Origin of the sequence: Pseudomonas sp. FP1762, from assembly GCF_030687105.1 — a bacterium.
GTDB lineage: Bacteria > Pseudomonadota > Gammaproteobacteria > Pseudomonadales > Pseudomonadaceae > Aquipseudomonas > Aquipseudomonas siliginis.
The window spans coordinates 2,928,309-2,944,990 of sequence record NZ_CP117458.1; the positions used below are offsets into that span (position 1 = coordinate 2,928,309).

General features: G+C 57.9%; 12 protein-coding genes. 7 read left to right on the forward strand and 5 right to left on the reverse strand.

Translation table 11 applies throughout. From position 1 onward, the window contains the following. Positions 1-147 precede the first annotated feature (147 nt). From PSH90_RS13130 to PSH90_RS13145, 4 genes are all read right to left on the reverse strand, one after another. Complete coding sequence (locus tag PSH90_RS13130) at positions 148-2,760, reverse strand: Ig-like domain-containing protein (RefSeq protein ID WP_305383044.1); 2,613 nt, start codon at positions 2,758-2,760, stop codon at positions 148-150. Between the two features lie 435 nt (positions 2,761-3,195). Beyond that, on the reverse strand, positions 3,196-5,187 hold the full coding sequence (locus PSH90_RS13135; protein WP_305383045.1) for an Ig-like domain-containing protein: 1,992 nt from the start codon (positions 5,185-5,187) through the stop codon (positions 3,196-3,198). Continuing rightward, a complete protein-coding gene (locus PSH90_RS13140) occupies positions 5,184-5,945 on the reverse strand; it encodes a hypothetical protein (protein ID WP_305383048.1) in 762 nt (253 codons plus the stop codon). The genes PSH90_RS13135 and PSH90_RS13140 overlap by 4 nt, the downstream gene beginning before the upstream one ends. A 393-nt stretch (positions 5,946-6,338) precedes the next feature. Then, a complete protein-coding gene (locus PSH90_RS13145; protein WP_252878118.1) occupies positions 6,339-6,698 on the reverse strand; it encodes a DUF6124 family protein in 360 nt (119 codons plus the stop codon). A gap of 493 nt (positions 6,699-7,191) precedes the next feature. On the opposite strand from PSH90_RS13145, the gene PSH90_RS13150 reads away from it, so the two are divergent. Continuing rightward, positions 7,192-7,710 (forward strand): GNAT family N-acetyltransferase, encoded by a 519-nt coding sequence (locus PSH90_RS13150; RefSeq protein WP_305383049.1) that lies wholly within the window; start codon positions 7,192-7,194, stop codon positions 7,708-7,710. Between the two features lies 1 nt (position 7,711). Here PSH90_RS13150 and PSH90_RS13155 read toward each other — a convergent pair whose 3' ends face one another. Further along, positions 7,712-8,404, reverse strand: a complete 693-nt coding sequence (locus tag PSH90_RS13155) for an aspartate/glutamate racemase family protein (RefSeq protein ID WP_236168885.1) — start codon at positions 8,402-8,404, stop codon at positions 7,712-7,714. A 197-nt stretch (positions 8,405-8,601) separates the two neighbouring features. On the opposite strand from PSH90_RS13155, the gene PSH90_RS13160 reads away from it, so the two are divergent. The 6 genes from PSH90_RS13160 to PSH90_RS13185 all read left to right on the forward strand — a co-directional run bounded on the left by PSH90_RS13160 (position 8,602) and on the right by PSH90_RS13185 (position 16,670). Continuing rightward, positions 8,602-9,093, forward strand: coding sequence for a hypothetical protein (locus tag PSH90_RS13160; protein ID WP_252878121.1), 492 nt, complete (start codon positions 8,602-8,604; stop codon positions 9,091-9,093). Positions 9,094-9,522: 429 nt separating this feature from the next. Continuing rightward, positions 9,523-10,497, forward strand: a complete 975-nt coding sequence (locus PSH90_RS13165) for a hypothetical protein (RefSeq protein WP_150635397.1) — start codon at positions 9,523-9,525, stop codon at positions 10,495-10,497. 129 nt (positions 10,498-10,626) lie between these two features. Then, positions 10,627-11,304 (forward strand): DUF3313 domain-containing protein, encoded by a 678-nt coding sequence (locus PSH90_RS13170; protein ID WP_071172345.1) that lies wholly within the window; start codon positions 10,627-10,629, stop codon positions 11,302-11,304. A gap of 288 nt (positions 11,305-11,592) precedes the next feature. Continuing rightward, entirely contained in the window at positions 11,593-12,093 is a 501-nt protein-coding gene (gene tpx, locus PSH90_RS13175; protein ID WP_076563099.1) for a thiol peroxidase, read from the forward strand. Positions 12,094-12,267: 174 nt separating this feature from the next. Then, positions 12,268-13,572, forward strand: coding sequence for an MdtA/MuxA family multidrug efflux RND transporter periplasmic adaptor subunit (locus tag PSH90_RS13180; RefSeq protein WP_041481001.1), 1,305 nt, complete (start codon positions 12,268-12,270; stop codon positions 13,570-13,572). Continuing rightward, a complete protein-coding gene (locus PSH90_RS13185; protein WP_252885980.1) occupies positions 13,569-16,670 on the forward strand; it encodes an MdtB/MuxB family multidrug efflux RND transporter permease subunit in 3,102 nt (1,033 codons plus the stop codon). Before PSH90_RS13180 ends, PSH90_RS13185 begins: the two co-directional genes overlap by 4 nt. Positions 16,671-16,682 lie beyond the last annotated feature (12 nt).

Genomic DNA, 16,682 nt, shown 5'->3' on the forward strand with positions numbered 1-16,682 from the left:
AGAGCGTGGGGACGATCATCATCCGTAAGACTTGGTGATTGCCGGTGCGCGAGTATGGCCTCCATCAGTAATTTAGGCACTTTTTCGGAGTGTGGTTTAGGCGACAGGTGGCTTTAAATCAATAAGCCGATTGGACAGTTTCAACCATCATGTCGGGACAACGAACAGTGCCCGAAATGGGGGGGCAAAGGTCCCGGTGTGAAAGGATATGCCATTTGACCAGGACATATACCTAGTCCCATTGGGGAGACCGTGAGTGTACACCCACGATGACAATGGGCTTCCCCATTGAATGCTCTCGAACAAATCGCCGAAAACGTTTGTGAAGTTAGCGTTAAGGGTTGCGGCGTGCCAAACGTTGTGGATTTGGCCGAGATGGAGGCCACCTTGGCTTCCGATCCATTGCTGCGCGGCAATGCCTCCAGGATCGCCGATATACGTCGTACTTCCCTTGGTGATTCGATAAACGTTTTTAACATTCACACTAAACGAAACGGCGGCGCCTGAGACATCGCGCACTCGAATCGTTGTTGTGCCATTTTTTAATCCGGTAACCTTTCCTGTAGATGTCACTGAAACCACGGCCGGATTATCTGATTGATAGGTGTAGGGTGGAGTGCCACCTTGTGCCTGACGAGTCAGAACGTTTCCGGGAACTTCTTTAGTGCCCCAGCCGTAGCTTTGTACGAATTTCACTGCGTCTAGATTCATAACACTTTCGTCGATGGTCAGCGCAGCCACAACATTGAATTTTCTGACTGCGGACTTATTGCCTGAGCCATACGCTGCCTCAGCGGTGATTTCATGGAGGCCTACGCTGAAAGTGGCTGTCATCGTCCAAACACCATCGGCAGGATCGGCTGTGGGGCCGCCAATGGAGGTCAATCCGTCCAGAATATTCACTTTCAATCCGTTGGCTGCTTTCCCTGTCAGCGTCACACTTGTATCCGACGTTGAACCTCCTTCAGGTATTTCGACGTTGCTGGGCGAGCCTTTAACCGAATCAATCGTCGGCGCAACATCCGCTGTCACCGTAAAACTCCGCGCGCCTGAATCAACTTCACCACTGTGATACAACGATCTCGCAAATAACCGGTGCTTCCCTTCAGCAACAGTTACTTCTCGTGTCCAGATCCCCGTCAGCGGGTCGGCCGTCGCTCGCCCTTTGGCAACAGTGCTCGACCCATCATCATCGAACACCTCGATATCCAGTCCCTTACTGGCAGTTCCCGACAACGTTAAGCTAGTGCTGACCGTCCATCCCCCTTCCAGCACTTCCTCACCGTTCGAGTCCAATACCCTGTCCAGTGTCGGCACAACCAGTTCTACAGACTTGATCGTGTAAACCCGATCCGGAAATTTCACTGCGTTCGTTTCGATATTGCTCTTGTCCAGCGCCACCAGGTACTTAAGCGTCAGTGTCGTGCCATGCCCCAATTGCACGAGATAGCTGTTAGCCAGCGACTTCGGCCAGAAGCCTTGCCTGATCCAAGTGCTGTTGACCTTGGCCGGTAATCCTGCCCAGATCGTCAGATTATGCGCAGTGCCATCAGCCTTCTTACCCTCAAGCCGCAGCCAGCAGGGCTGTTCGGCTTCAATCAAGGTATGCAGCAGCGCATGAATGGTTGCGTTTTTGGTGCCGAGCGCCGTTATGTCGAGAAAATTGTTGGCATCGGCCTCGACAATTTTCGGGGAGTTCAAAGCGGTTGCCGGCAGCGGCAGAATGTCCAGCAGCAACACAGCCGACTCCACGGGTTTGTCGTCGCGGTCGATAAAATAACTGACTGCAACCCGTTGGCCCAGGCTGTAGGCGAGCACCGAGCGCGGTACCGCAATCTCCAGGCCGGCACTGACCAGCCGAGGTGGGCTTGGGTAGGAGCCTTCAGGGACAGCCGTCGCGCCTTGCCAGTTCACCCACAACGTGTCGGTGGGCAGTAACGAACCCTGCGGTACTAGGACTCTGATTTCCGGAGTGGTCGGACTGAACTGATTGCCGTTCATGCCACGGACGGTGGGTGCCAGCAGAGAAAGGCGACCGAGGTGAATGTCCACGCGCTTTTCACCTGACATGACGGCATTGCCCAATTGGTCAAATACTCTGAATTCCGCCACAGCATTCGGATTGTCACCGGCACGCTGGAAGGTATCGGTGAACAGCGTCAGGTTGACCGGGGCCGGCGCGTCGGGCACGTCGAAGCGCACGGTGGTATCGCCGAGCGCAAAAACGATGGAGTCGAAGTGGCGTCGGTTGGTGTAAGTAAACGCAAATGTCACACCTCGTGCGGCGAGCTCCGGCCCCACGCCTTCACGTACTACTTCCGGCGGAATGATCAGATCCAGAGATTCCGGCAGACGCAAATGGTAGAGGGCTAGCGTGTCCCGAGACGATTCATCGTTACCTCCTACGCGCGTGACCTTGTAATACAGGCGATTGACGCCCTGATTGAGCCAGCCGTGGGGCAAGTACAAGCGCACCCGCTGTTGTTCTTCGCCCGGGGCAACGGTCTTGCCCGTTGCGGGAGTAGGGTTGTCGTTGACGTACAGATCGACGCGGTCATCAGCGGCCATGGTCCAGGAAGCGAGCTGCATTTCCGTCCACGGATCTATCAGACATTCCAGACCCTGCGTCTCGCCATCGTAAAGCACCTTGGGAATCCCGCCTTGGGCAATGCCCTGCGGCTTCACCGGTGTGACCCAGCCCCTGATGATGACCGGATACAAGACAAACAATTCGTTGAAAATCGAAGACTGGATATCCATGGAAGCGCTCCCTGAGAATTTTGCCGTGCCGTGCCGTGCCGTGCCGTGCCGTGCCGTGCATTGAATGGGATCCATCTCACTCCAGTTTGAAAAAAAGCACACCTGTCAGATCTGACAGGTACAGGCGGTATTCAGACGAGCGGTCGAGCCGGCTCTTGTTTGCGCGGTTGTTGTGGGAGCGAGCCAGCCTGCGAATTTGTCGTAATGTTCGGTTGCAATGCTGACTGCTCCGACGCTTTCGCGAGCAGGCTCGCTCCCACAGGAATCTTCATTGCTTACGCGTTGATCGTTCCCACGCAGAGCGTGGGAACGATCATCAATCACTGGTTAATTAAATCTGTCCCTTTTGTGCACCCGATGACGTCAGCCCAACCACCATATCCATTACTTAATAAATCGCAGTCATCGCGGCAAATCTGCATGATGTGCCAACGATTACTTATACATTCGGACGCTGTCAATTTGAAAGGCACCTACCGTCCCCAGATAACTTCCATAAATTTCTACAAGGTCAATTCCTCCTTCTTCTGTAAGTTGGAGTGAGTCCGATGTGTTGCCGGCAAGGTAATGGATTGGTATGGTTTTTATTAATGTATTGTCTCGATAAATGCGTATATGTCCAGGTGCTCTGATGCTGGAAGAGTGCATTAATAGTGTGATTCTTTTATAGCTCCTTTTAAGTTGCATGCGGCATGTTTGATTTTCGTAAATGAAGCTGCCTGATGTAAGTGCGTGACCTGTCGGGTAACCAGGTGCGAAGTGGTAATTCTTTTGGATGCTAACGGTTCCAGATATAAACATGGTCGGAGTTTCCGTTGCAGGCCCGGTAGGCAAGTCATCAAAGGTTTCTTCTACATAGTTAACGATTGTTAATTTGTGGAAATTTGATACATGGCCGTCGCTGTATTTGGATTTGGCGTGGAAGTTGTGAGCACCCAGTTGCTGGTCAAACAGTCGCAGCATCCACGTGCCATTTAACGCCTCGGCTGTGGCATCGCCTTTTGATTCAACGCTCGTACCATTATCATCAAATATTTCAACCTTCAAACCCTTGCTTGCCTTGCCCTTGAGTGTCAATGTCGTGCTTGCGGTAGTTTGGCCGCTGGGAATGTCCATACCCATATCGTCAATTATATTAGTTAGGGAGGGTATCACCAGCGCCGTTACCGTAAGCGTCCATGTGGCTGAGCTTTGTCCTGGGCCGTACTTCACCTCTGCCGTAAAACTATGTTTTTTTTCTGTCAGCCCTGTGATTTCCAGAACCCATTTGCCCGTATTGGTATCCGCTGAGGATTCTGCTACATACTCGCCATTGTCCAGAATCTGGACTTTCTCGCCCTTCGCCGCTGTGCCAGTGAGGTCCACAGCCGTTTCAACGATGACGCCTCCATGACTAATGTCATTGCCACTCGGAGAGCCTTTAACCGAATCAATCGTCGGCGCAACATCCGCTGTCACCGTAAAACTCCGCGCGTCAGAATCCACCTCACCACTGTGATACAACGATCTCGCAAATAACCGGTGCTTCCCTTCAGCAACAGTTACTTCCCGTGTCCAGATTCCCGTCAGCGGATCCGCCGTCGCTCGGCCTTTGGCAACCGTGCTCGACCCATCATCATCGAACACCTCGATATCCAGTCCCTTACTGGCAGTTCCCGACAACGTTAAGCTAGTGCTGACCGTCCATCCCCCTTCCAGCACTTCCTCACCGTTCGAGTCCAATACCCTGTCCAGTGTCGGCACAACCAGTTCTACAGACTTGATCGTGTAAACCCGATTCGGAAATTTCACTGCGTTCGTTTCGATATTGCTCTTGTCCAGCGCCACCAGGTATTTAAGCGTCAGCGTCGTGCCATGCCCCAATTGAACGAGATAACTGTTTGCCAGTGTCTGTGGCCAGAAACCCTGGTTGATCCAAGTGCTGTTGACTCTAGCTGGCAACCCAGCCCAGAGAGTCAAGTCATGTGCAGTGCCGTCCGCCTTCTTGCCCTCTAGCCGCAGCCAGCAGGGCTGTTCGGCTTCAATCAAGGTATGCAGCAGCGCATGAATGGTTGCGTTTTTGGTGCCAAGCGCCGTTATGTCGAGAAAATTGTTGGCATCGGCCTCGACAATTTTCGGGGAGTTCAAAGCGGTTGCCGGCAGCGGCAGAATGTCCAGCAGCAACACAGCCGACTCCACGGGTTTGTCGTCGCGGTCGATAAAATAACTGACTGCAACCCGTTGGCCCAGGCTGTAGGCGAGCACCGAGCGCGGTACCGCAATCTCCAGGCCGGCACTGACCAGCCGAGGTGGGCTTGGGTAGGAGCCTTCAGGGACAGCCGTCGCGCCTTGCCAGTTCACCCACAACGTGTCGGTGGGCAGTAACGAACCCTGCGGTACTAGGACTCTGATTTCCGGAGTGGTCGGACTGAACTGATTGCCGTTCATGCCACGGACGGTGGTGCCAGCAGAGAAAGGCGACCGAGGTGAATGTCCACGCGCTTTTCACCTGACATGACGGCATTGCCCAATTGGTCAAATACTCTGAATTCCGCCACAGCATTCGGATTGTCACCGGCACGCTGGAAGGTATCGGTGAACAGCGTCAGGTTGACCGGGGCCGGCGCGTCGGGCACGTCGAAGCGCACGGTGGTATCGCCGAGCGCAAAAACGATGGAGTCGAAGTGGCGTCGGTTGGTGTAAGTAAACGCAAATGTCACACCTCGTGCGGCGAGCTCCGGCCCCACGCCTTCACGTACTACTTCCGGCGGAATGATCAGATCCAGAGATTCCGGCAGACGCAAATGGTAGAGGGCTAGCGTGTCCCGAGACGATTCATCGTTACCTCCTACGCGCGTGACCTTGTAATACAGGCGATTGACGCCCTGATTGAGCCAGCCGTGGGGCAAGTACAAGCGCACCCGCTGTTGTTCTTCGCCCGGGGCAACGGTCTTGCCCGTTGCGGGAGTAGGGTTGTCGTTGACGTACAGATCGACGCGGTCATCAGCGGCCATGGTCCAGGAAGCGAGCTGCATTTCCGTCCACGGATCTATCAGACATTCCAGACCCTGCGTCTCGCCATCGTAAAGCACCTTGGGAATCCCGCCTTGGGCAATGCCCTGCGGCTTCACCGGTGTGACCCAGCCCCTGATGATGACCGGATACAAGACAAACAATTCGTTGAAAATCGAAGACTGGATATCCATGGAAGCGCTCCCTGAGAATTTTGCCGTGCCGTGCCGTGCCGTGCATTGAATGGGATCCATCTCACTCCAGTTTGAAAAAAAGCACACCTGTCAGATCTGACAGGTACAGGCGGTATTCAGACGAGCGGTCTTGCCGGATCTTGTCCGCGCGGCAGTTGCGGAAGCGAGCCTGCTTGCGAATTTGTCGTAATGTTCGGTTGCAATGCTGACTGCTCCGACGCTTTCGCGAGCAGGCTCGCTCCCACAGGAATCTTCATTGCTTACGCGTTGATCGTTCCCACGCTCTGCGTGGGAATGCAGCCCGGGACGCTCTGCGTCCCCACCAGAGCTGGAACGCGGAGCGTCCCTTGAGGTATTCCCACGCAGAGCGTGGGAACGATCATCAAAGGCCCGCTACTGCGGCAACTCCAGATTATCAAGCACCCGATTCACCGCCAGTTCGCCGAGCATGATCAACTGCGCAATCCCCATCAGCGTTCGGCGCTGGGATGGCTTGACCAATCCGGCGAATTCCTGGGCGATGGTTTTCGCTGAGGCGAGGGTTTCGCAGGCGTTGGCCAGAAGGTCTTCGTTTTTGGTGTCGGCGGTGACGGCGTACATGGCGCGGGGGCTGAAGGGCGGCGGGGTGGAGCCGGGTGGGCAGAAGTAGTGGTCGAGGGCGCGGTCGGCGGCTTGGTGAAGTTTTTTTGAGTCGAGGGATTCGTAGGGAGAGGTGGGGTCGGTTTGGGGTGGGTTGGGTGTGGGTTTGATCATGGTGAAGCTCCTAGAGTCGACGGAGCCGCCACCTTTCGCTGCGATACGAAATGGTTGGTGGCAGCTGTACGCGGGTCGCAGACCGGGACTCTAGAACCGGCAGACCCGAAGGTCTCCCACGTACAGCCGCCATAAAAACAGCGGGTGTTGTGCGTCCAGAGATCGACGGGCTGCGAGACCCGATCGCTGATTCGTCAGCGACCGCACCACAATAGAACCCGCCCCCAAGGCGCACAAGCCGGCGGATTCTGGCTTGGCTGTAGACAACGACGCAAGGATTTGTAGCCTGGAAGGCGTGTCAGCAGGTGTCATTTAAACAGCGGCGTTTAAAAAACAAAAAATTGGCGACAGCACGGTAGACGTTTTTGCCGGGAAGCAGGTGTTGGCTATGAGGTCGCTTTCGCGAGCAGGCTCGCTCCCACAATTTCATCTCGCCAGATTCCAGATCAGCGGTTTAGAGTGACCAGCCACACGCTGATCAAGGACCGATCCCATGTCAGACCCAACCTCCACGATCCATCTCGAACGCTCCAACGAATCCCACCTCGAAGGTATCACCGCGCTTTACAACGACCTCGTCGTTGCACGGCAAGTGCTGCAAATGCCGTTTCAATCCACCGAGGTCTGGCGCCAGCGACTTCAGGCTGATAACGAACGTGCGCTGAAACTGGTTGCCCTGGACCAAGGCGTGGTGATCGGCAATCTGGGCCTGGAAGCTTATTCCCGCATGCGCCGCGCCCACGCCGGCAGCTTCGGCATGGCAGTCGGGGCGGCTTGGCAGGGCAAGGGCGTCGGATCGATGTTGTTGGCGGCGGCGCTGGAGGTCGCCGATAACTGGATGAATCTGCACCGCGTCGAACTCACGGTCTACGCCGATAACGAGGCAGCCATCGGCCTCTACCGCAAGTTCGGTTTCGAGACCGAAGGGCTGTTGCGTGATTACGCGGTGCGCGACGGACAGTGGGTCGACACGTTGAGCATGGCCCGTCTGCGCGGTTCGTCGAAACCCTGAGTCAGTCGCCCAGTGCGAACGCCACTGCCGACTGCGCATGCAGCTCGGTAGTGTCGAGCAGGGGCAGGGCGCTGTGTTCGGGTTTGATCAGCAGACCGATTTCGGTGCAGCCGAGGATGATCGCTTGGGCGCCACGGGCGGTCAGGGATTCGATGACGCCTTGGTAGATTTTTCGCGATTGTTCGCTGATCACACCCACGCAGAGTTCGTCGTAGATGATCCGGTGCACCTCTTTGCGCTCGGCATCATCCGGCACCAGCACTGTCAGGCCTTGGGCGATCAGACGCTGCTTGAGGAAGTCCTGCTCCATGGTGAACGCGGTGCCGAGCAACCCGACGGTGCGCGCGTCGATTTCCAGTGCAGCCTGCGCGGCGGGTTCGGCAATGTGCAAAAACGGAATGCTGATCGCGGCCTGAATCTGCTCGGCGACCTTGTGCATGGTGTTGGTACACAGCACCACGCATTCTGCGCCACCGGCTTCAAGCCTGCGCGCGGCATCCACCAGAATCGCCGCTGCATCGTCCCAGCGCCCGGCGTGCTGGGCCTGTTCGACCGGACCGAAATCGACGCTGTACATCAGCAACTGCGCCGAGCGCAACGGGCCGAGGCGCTCGCGAACCTGTTGGTTGATCAGGCGATAGTATTCGGCGCTGGACTCCCAGCTCATGCCGCCGATAAGGCCGATGGTGCGCATTGGATTTCCTCAAGCAAATGTCAGTGTCGAGCATTCAGGGCTGCCTGAAGTTTCCTTCTGTTCGAGACTCGACGCCAGTACCGACTGACTGTACCGCCGATCTTTCCCGCAACTGTGCATCTGCAAGAACTAAACGTACGCCGCGCCGGGGATCTGCCACTATCACCCTTCGCAGGCCCTTTCCGAGGAACACCGCAATGAACGACGTACAGCAACTGGGCGAGATGCTGCGCCACTATGCCGAAAGCGAAGCGCACAAGAAGCAACTGTTCACCACGCAATCGGCTGCTTGGGCGGCTCGGATTGGCGCGCTGTTCGACCAGATCGAACAATGGCTTGAACCGGTCAAGGCGCCCAATCTGCTGGAGGTCAGTCGCGAGGCGTATGTCGCATCCGGGCCGAGCGTGCCGGTGGAAACCTCGACGTTCAAGACGGAAAAATTGAGCATTGTGATTGCCGGCAAACCGGTGGAATTTGTGCCGGATGTGATGGGCAGCGGCGGGCAGATTTCTTTGGCAGTGATGGGGCTGACGGCGGCGCGGTACGGGAGCATTTCCCTGGTTGGCCTGGCGGATGGCGCATGGCAGTGGCGCAAGACCAATGGCTTGAAGGATCCGGATACGTTTGCCTTCGACGCCGATTTCCTTGCTCAGCAATTGCAGAGCCTGATACCTCGCGATCGCGGTTAAGATCAAAAGCTTACCCCCTCACCCCAGCGCTCTCCCCCAAGGGGGCGAGGGGGAAAGGGGGCAGACCGAGTGATGTTCAAAACTTGAGCTCGACGCGATATTTCAGGTCGACGTGAGTCCTACAAACACTTCGGTCAGTCCCCTCTCCCTCTGCGAGAGGGCTAGGGTGAGGGCAGCCCGCCGCCAGCCACAAAAACATCACGCCCAGCGCATCAAAAAGCATCTCCATCACCTGAGCCCTCAAGCAATCTGAGCATGACGCCGGGCCAGCGCCACATCCGCAGGAGGAGTGAGGCGTAGACCGGGGAAACCCTTAGGTTCGGTGCCAATCCGGCATTTTCCCTTGGGTCACTGATGGCCTTTTGGTAGAGTCGCCGTCGCCAGCGGGTTTTCGGCTGGACGATGGAACCGAAGAAGGGAGTCTGATCAGTGAGTCCGGGTAAAAAAATCCTCGGTCTCACGGCGTCGCTTTTGCTGCTGACGCTGTGGGCCAGTTACTTTTATGTATTCAAGGAAAACCGCAACGGCCAGCTCGGCGGTGTCGGCGAAAGCACCGCGTGGTGCGGCACGCCGCCGACCAGTGAAGCGGCGTTGCTGGGCAAGGATCAACTGACCTTGCGCGTCACCAACAACCTGCGCGGCGAATTCATGGTTGGCGGCTCGCTGGTGGTTTCCGAACGAACCTTCAACCGCTACGACCTGGGCCGCAACGAACTACGCCTGCGTCTGGAACCGCTGCAGTGGTCGTTCGGCGTCACGCCGATCTTCCTCGAGCAGGTCAAGGTGCAGCCGCTGAGCCGCAACCTCTCGTCGACCAATAAAAGCGCCTTCGCCGAACTTGAGCCTCGCGCAATCGGCGTGCACGCTCAGACTGCCGCGTTCCCCTTCGATACCTATCGCTACGGCTATAAACCGGTGCTGTATTACCTCAAGGGCAGCGAGCGCATCGACTTGCGCTTCAAGAACATCACCACGCTGATGGAGATGTCCAACACCTTTACGCCGATCCAGAAGTACAACCGCGCCGACTACATCAACGAGAAAAACTCGATGATCCGCGATGAGGACTACAAGCCGTACGGGGCGCATGAGTGCGCGTTCAGCGTCGAACGCAAAGGCTCGTTCAAGGTCGTGGTGCTGTTGCTTCTGCTGGTGCTGTGCCTGCCACTGATGCTGGTGTTCTACCGCGATGAACCGGGGATCGACTTTCTCGCGACGTTGGTGGGAATTGCGGTGGTGCGTACATTGCTGATCGGGCCGGTGGAAGATTTCCAGCTATACAACATCGACTTCTTGTTTGGTGCGGCGATTCTGCTGGTGGGAACGGTATCGCTGATCAAGGCGATGCGCGCCAATAGCCGGCGAGAGATGGCGTTGCGCAGTGGCGAGACATCGTCCTGGTAATACCGGTTGGCGAGGCACACGCGCTGTCGGATGTGAACTTTGCAATTGGCCATCGCATTTGCCGGGGTTTTGGCTATACCTGTATCTCCCCTATGCAAAATGTCTTGGCCTTCTCAAAGGAATTACAGCATGAAGCTAGCCGTCGTGATGGGCACGCTGTGCATTGCCACCCTTGGCGTGGTGGGTTGTTCCAGCAAAACCGTCGAGCCTGACCAGTATTCCGGCTTTCTCAAGGATTACAGCCAGCTGAAGGAGGCCAAGTCACCCTCTGGTGCCGAGGTGATGCGCTGGATGGACCCGAAACTCGACATCAATAAATTCACCAGCGTTTACGTAGAGCCAAGCCAGCTCTACCCGAAGCCGCAAGCCACCGAGAAAATCCCCCAGCAGACTCTCAATGGCATAACCAGTTATTACGATCAGGCGCTCAAGCGCGAACTCGGCAAATCGCTGCCGTTGGCCGCAGGTCCCGGGCCGGGCGTAATTGTGGTGCGTCCGGCGATTACCGCAGTCAGCAGCAAGACCGAAGGCCTGCAAGTCTATGAAGTGATCCCGATCGCACTGGTCGCCGCAGCGGTAAGTACGGCCTCTGGCATCCGCGACCAGGAAACCACGCTGGCCACCGAAGCGGTATTCATGGACGGCGCGACCAATCATGTCATCGCGCAGGTAGTGCGCAAAGGTACCGGCAAACCGCTGGAAAACTCTTCCCAGGTGATGAAAGCCGACGACATGAAAGCGGTGATCGATGGCTGGGCGAGCGATCTGCATCAGTCGTATCTGAAACTCAAATCTGAAGCCAAATGATGCAGTAAGGCCGGTTGCCTTTTCGCGAGCAGGCTCGCTCCCACACTGGACTCGTATTCAGTATGGGAGTGAGCCTGCTCGCATTTCGGTGTATCAGTTTCGAATGTGCTGCCTGGCACAACGCTTTTGCTAGCAGGCTCAGCCCTACAGGGAAGCTGCGGTGGGTTGTATACAATGTCACCGTTCAGCACCCAACAATTTCCAACAGGGCATAGGTCGTCAGCCGATTTCGTGGTTAACTTCCGCCTCTTGCATGCTTTCCAATCAAAAAACAGAAGGACTCAAGTCATGGCTCAAGTCACCCTCAAAGGCAATCCGGTTCAAGTCAACGGCCAGTTGCCACAAGCCGGTTCCAAGGCGCCAGCCTTTTCCCTGGTAGCCGGCAATTTGTCCGACGTCACCCTGCAAGACTTCGCCGGCAAGCGCAAAGTCCTGAACATTTTCCCAAGCGTCGACACCCCGACCTGCGCCACCTCCGTGCGCAAGTTCAACGCCCAGGCCAACGACATCAGCAACACCGTGGTGCTGTGCATCTCCGCTGACCTGCCATTCGCCCAAGCACGCTTTTGCGGTGCTGAAGGTCTGGAAAACGTACAGAACCTGTCGACTCTGCGCGGCAGCGAGTTCATCGAAAACTATGGCGTGGCCATCGCTGACGGCCCGCTGAAAGGCCTGACCGCTCGCGCGGTTGTGGTGCTGGATGAAAACGACACCGTCCTGCACAGCGAACTGGTCAAGGAAATCGCTGAGGAGCCTAACTACGAAGCGGCACTGTCCGTTCTCAAGTAAGGCTTTTACAATTGTTAACGGCCTGGCCCTGTCCAGGCCGTTTTCATTTGTGTATCAGGGTTTTGCCTCACACCTTGAAACGTAAGTGGAAGGTAAATTGCCGGTAAAGCTGCTTTGCTTAAATCCACTCAGTGCTTATCGTTCAGCCTCCCGTAATAGAAGCCCACGCGCCCAATGGTCAATAACTCCATGCAATCGTCCCCCCGCAAATCCCGTCGCTGGCTGATCAGCCTGCTGGTCCTGTTGGTCATCGCTGTCCTGTGCTGGAAATTCTGGCCCGCCGGCTCTGCTGACAAGGCGGGAGGCGACAAAGCGGCCGCTGGGCATACCGGCCGCTCGGGAATGATGCGGCCCGGCTTCGGCGGCGGTACCGGGCCGATTCCGGTGCGTGTGGCGCCGGCGGTGAAGGGCGACTTCCCGCTGTATTACAAGGCACTGGGCACGGTTACCGCGCTCAATACCATCAACGTGCGCAGCCGCGTGGGCGGCGAACTGGTAAAGATTCATTTCGAAGAAGGGCAGATGGTCAAGGCGGGCGACCTGTTGGCCGAGATCGATCCGCGTCCTTACCAGAACGCTTTGCTCCAGGCCGAAGGCACGTTGCTGCAGAATCAGGCGCAACTGAAAAACGCCCAGGTCGACGTCGAGCGTTACCGCGGTCTGTATAAAGAAGACAGCATCGCCAAACAGACCCTCGACACCGCCGAAGCGCTGGTTGGCCAGTACCTGGGCACGGTCAAGACCAATCAGGCGGCGGTCAACGACGCCAAGCTCAATCTCGAATTCACCAAGATCCGCGCACCGATTGCCGGTCGCGTCGGTCTGCGTCAGGTCGACGTCGGCAACCTCGTCGCCGCTAATGACACGACGTTCCTAGCAGTGATCACCCAGACGCAACCGATCAGCGTGGCCTTCACCTTGCCGGAGAACAGCCTCGACACCGTGCTCGCCCGTTACCGCAGTGGCGCCAAGTTGCCTGCCGAAGCGTGGGATCGCGGCGACACCAAGCTGCAAGCCACTGGCGTGCTGCAAAGCTTGGACAACCAGATCGACGTTGCCACCGGCACCCTGAAATTCAAGGCCCGTTACGATAACCGCGACCAGTCGCTGTTCCCCAATCAGTTCGTCAACGTTCATTTGCTGGCCGACACGCTCAAAGGTGTAGTGCTGGCACCGTCGGCAGCGATTCAGTTCGGCACCAATGGCACCTTTGTCTATGCGCTGGACGGCGACAAGAAAGTCACCATTCGCCAACTGAAAATCGGTGCCAGCGACGGTGACAACACCGTGGTCACCGAAGGCCTCGCCGCGGGTGATCGCGTTGTGCTTGAAGGCACCGATCGCCTGAAGGAGGGCAGCGAAGTCGAAGTGGTCAATGACAGCAGCGAAGTGCCGACCTCGCCGACCGAACACCTGCAAGGCAAATCTGCCGCCAATCCCGATGCGACCACAGCCGATAAGGCCAAGAAGGGCGCATGAACATTTCGCGGCTGTTCATCCTCCGTCCGGTAGCCACCACCCTGAGCATGCTGGCCATTGTTCTGGCCGGCCTGATCGCTTATCGCCTGCTGCCGGTTTCGGCCTTGCCGCAGGTCGATTATCCGACCATCCGCGTCATGACCCTGTACCCCGGCGCCAGTCCGGACGTGATGACCAGCGCCGTCACCGCGCCGCTTGAACGCCAGTTCGGGCAGATGCCGGGCCTCACACAAATGGCCTCGACCAGCTCCGGCGGCGCTTCGGTGCTGACCCTGCGTTTCAGCCTCGACATCAACATGGACGTCGCCGAACAGCAGGTGCAAGCCGCGATCAACGCCGCGACCAACCTGCTGCCGACCGACCTGCCGGCACCGCCGGTGTACAACAAGGTCAACCCGGCGGACACGCCTGTTCTGACCTTGGCCATCACCTCGAAAACCATGCTGCTGCCCAAGCTCAATGATCTGGTCGATACGCGCATGGCGCAGAAAATCGCCCAGATCAGCGGCGTCGGCATGGTCAGCATTGCCGGTGGCCAGCGCCAGGCCGTGCGGATCAAGGTCAACCCCGAAGCGCTGGCGGCCAACAGCCTCAACCTGTCGGACGTGCGCACGCTGATCGGCGCCTCCAACGTCAACCAGCCGAAAGGCAACTTCGACGGCCCGACCCGGGTGTCGATGCTCGATGCCAACGACCAACTGACCTCGCCCGAGGACTACGCCAACCTCATCCTGACCTACAAGAACGGCGCACCGTTGCGGCTCAAGGACGTCGCGGAAATCGTCGATGGCGCCGAGAACGAGCGTCTGGCCGCGTGGGCCAACCAGAATCAGGCGGTGCTGCTCAACATCCAGCGTCAGCCAGGCGCCAACGTTATCGAAGTGGTCGACCGCATCAAGGCCTTGCTGCCGAGCATCACCGACAACCTGCCGGCCGGCCTCGACGTCACGGTGCTGACGGATCGCACCCAGACCATCCGTGCCTCGGTCACCGACGTGCAACACGAACTGCTGATCGCTATCGCGCTGGTGGTCATGGTCACGTTCCTGTTTCTGCGCCGCGCCAGTGCGACGATCATTCCCTCGGTCGCCGTGCCGCTGTCGCTGATCGGCACCTTCGGCGTGATGTACCTCGCCGGTTTCTCGGTGAACAACCTGACGTTGATGGCGCTGACCATTGCCACCGGCTTCGTGGTCGACGACGCCATCGTCATGCTCGAGAACATTTCGCGCTTCATCGAAGAGGGTGACAGCCCGATGCAGGCCGCGCTCAAGGGCGCGAAACAGATCGGCTTCACCCTGATTTCCCTGACCCTGTCGCTGATCGCCGTACTGATTCCGCTGCTGTTCATGGCCGACGTGGTAGGGCGCCTGTTCCGCGAGTTCGCCATTACCCTGGCGGTGGCGATCCTGATTTCCCTGGTGGTGTCGCTGACCCTGACGCCGATGATGTGCGCGCGCCTGCTCAAGCGTGAACCGCAAGAACACGAGCAAGGCCGTTTCTACCGCGCCAGCGGTGCGTTCATCGACTGGATGATCAAGGAATACGGGCGGATGCTGCGCTGGGTGCTCAAGCATCAGCCGCTGACCTTGCTGGTCGCCATCGGCACGCTGGCGTTGACCGTATTCCTTTACGTGATCGTGCCGAAGGGTTTCTTTCCGGTGCAGGACACCGGGGTGATTCAGGGTATTTCCGAAGCGCCGCAGTCGATCTCCTTCGCGGCGATGGGCGAGCGGCAGCAGCAACTGGCGAAGATCATTCTTGAAGATCCGGCGGTGCAGAGCCTGTCGTCCTACATTGGCGTCGACGGCGACAACGCCACGCTCAACAGCGGCCGCTTGCTGATCAACCTCAAGCCTCATGGCGAGCGCGATCTGACGGCCAGCGAAGTGATCGCACGCCTGCAACCACAACTGGACAAACTGGTCGGCATTCGGCTGTTCATGCAGCCGGTGCAGGACCTGACCATCGAGGATCGGGTCAGCCGCACCCAGTACCAGTTCAGCATGTCCTCGCCGGACTCGGAATTGCTCAGCCAGTGGAGTGGCCGTCTGGTCGAAGCCCTGGCCCAGCGTCCGGAGTTGACCGACGTGGCCAGTGATCTGCAGGACAAAGGCTTGCAGGTCTATCTGGTGATCGACCGCGACGCCGCATCGCGCCTTGGCGTGTCGGTGGCGAATATCACCGATGCGCTGTACGACGCCTTCGGCCAGCGGCAGATTTCGACCATTTACACCCAGGCCAGCCAGTACCGCGTGGTGCTGCAAGCCCAGGCCGGGGAGAAGATCGGCCCGCAGGCGCTGGATCAGATTCACGTCAAGACCACCGACGGCGCGCAGGTACGCCTGTCGAGTCTGGCGCATGTTGAAGAGCGTCAGGCGCAATTGGCGATCACTCACATCGGCCAGTTCCCGGCGGTGATGATGTCGTTCAACCTCGCGCCGGGCGTGGCGTTGGGGCACGCTGTGGACATCATCGAGCAGGTGCAGCAGGACATCGGCATGCCGGTCGGCGTGCAGACTCAGTTCCAGGGCGCGGCGCAGGCGTTCCAGGCTTCGCTGTCGAGCACCTTGCTGCTGATTCTGGCGGCGGTGGTGACCATGTACATCGTCCTCGGCGTGCTCTACGAGAGCTACATCCACCCGATCACCATTCTTTCGACCTTGCCGTCCGCCGCAGTCGGTGCCTTGCTGGCGTTGCTGCTCAGTGGCAACGACCTGGGCATGATCGCGATCATCGGCATCATTCTGTTGATCGGTATCGTCAAGAAGAACGCGATCATGATGATCGACTTCGCCCTCGACGCCGAACGCACCCAGGGCATGGCCCCGGCAGAGGCGATCTATCAAGCGGCGCTGCTGCGCTTCCGGCCGATTCTGATGACCACACTGGCAGCGTTGTTCGGCGCAGTGCCGCTGATGCTGGCCACGGGGTCTGGCGCGGAACTGCGTCAGCCGTTGGGTCTGGTGATGGTCGGCGGCTTGTTGGTGAGCCAGGTGTTGACGCTGTTCACCACACCGGTGATTTACCTGTACTTCGACCGCCTCGGAAGGCGCTTTGGCAAATCCAAAGCCGAAGGTGAAGAGGTCGCGGTATGACTGTCGGAATAT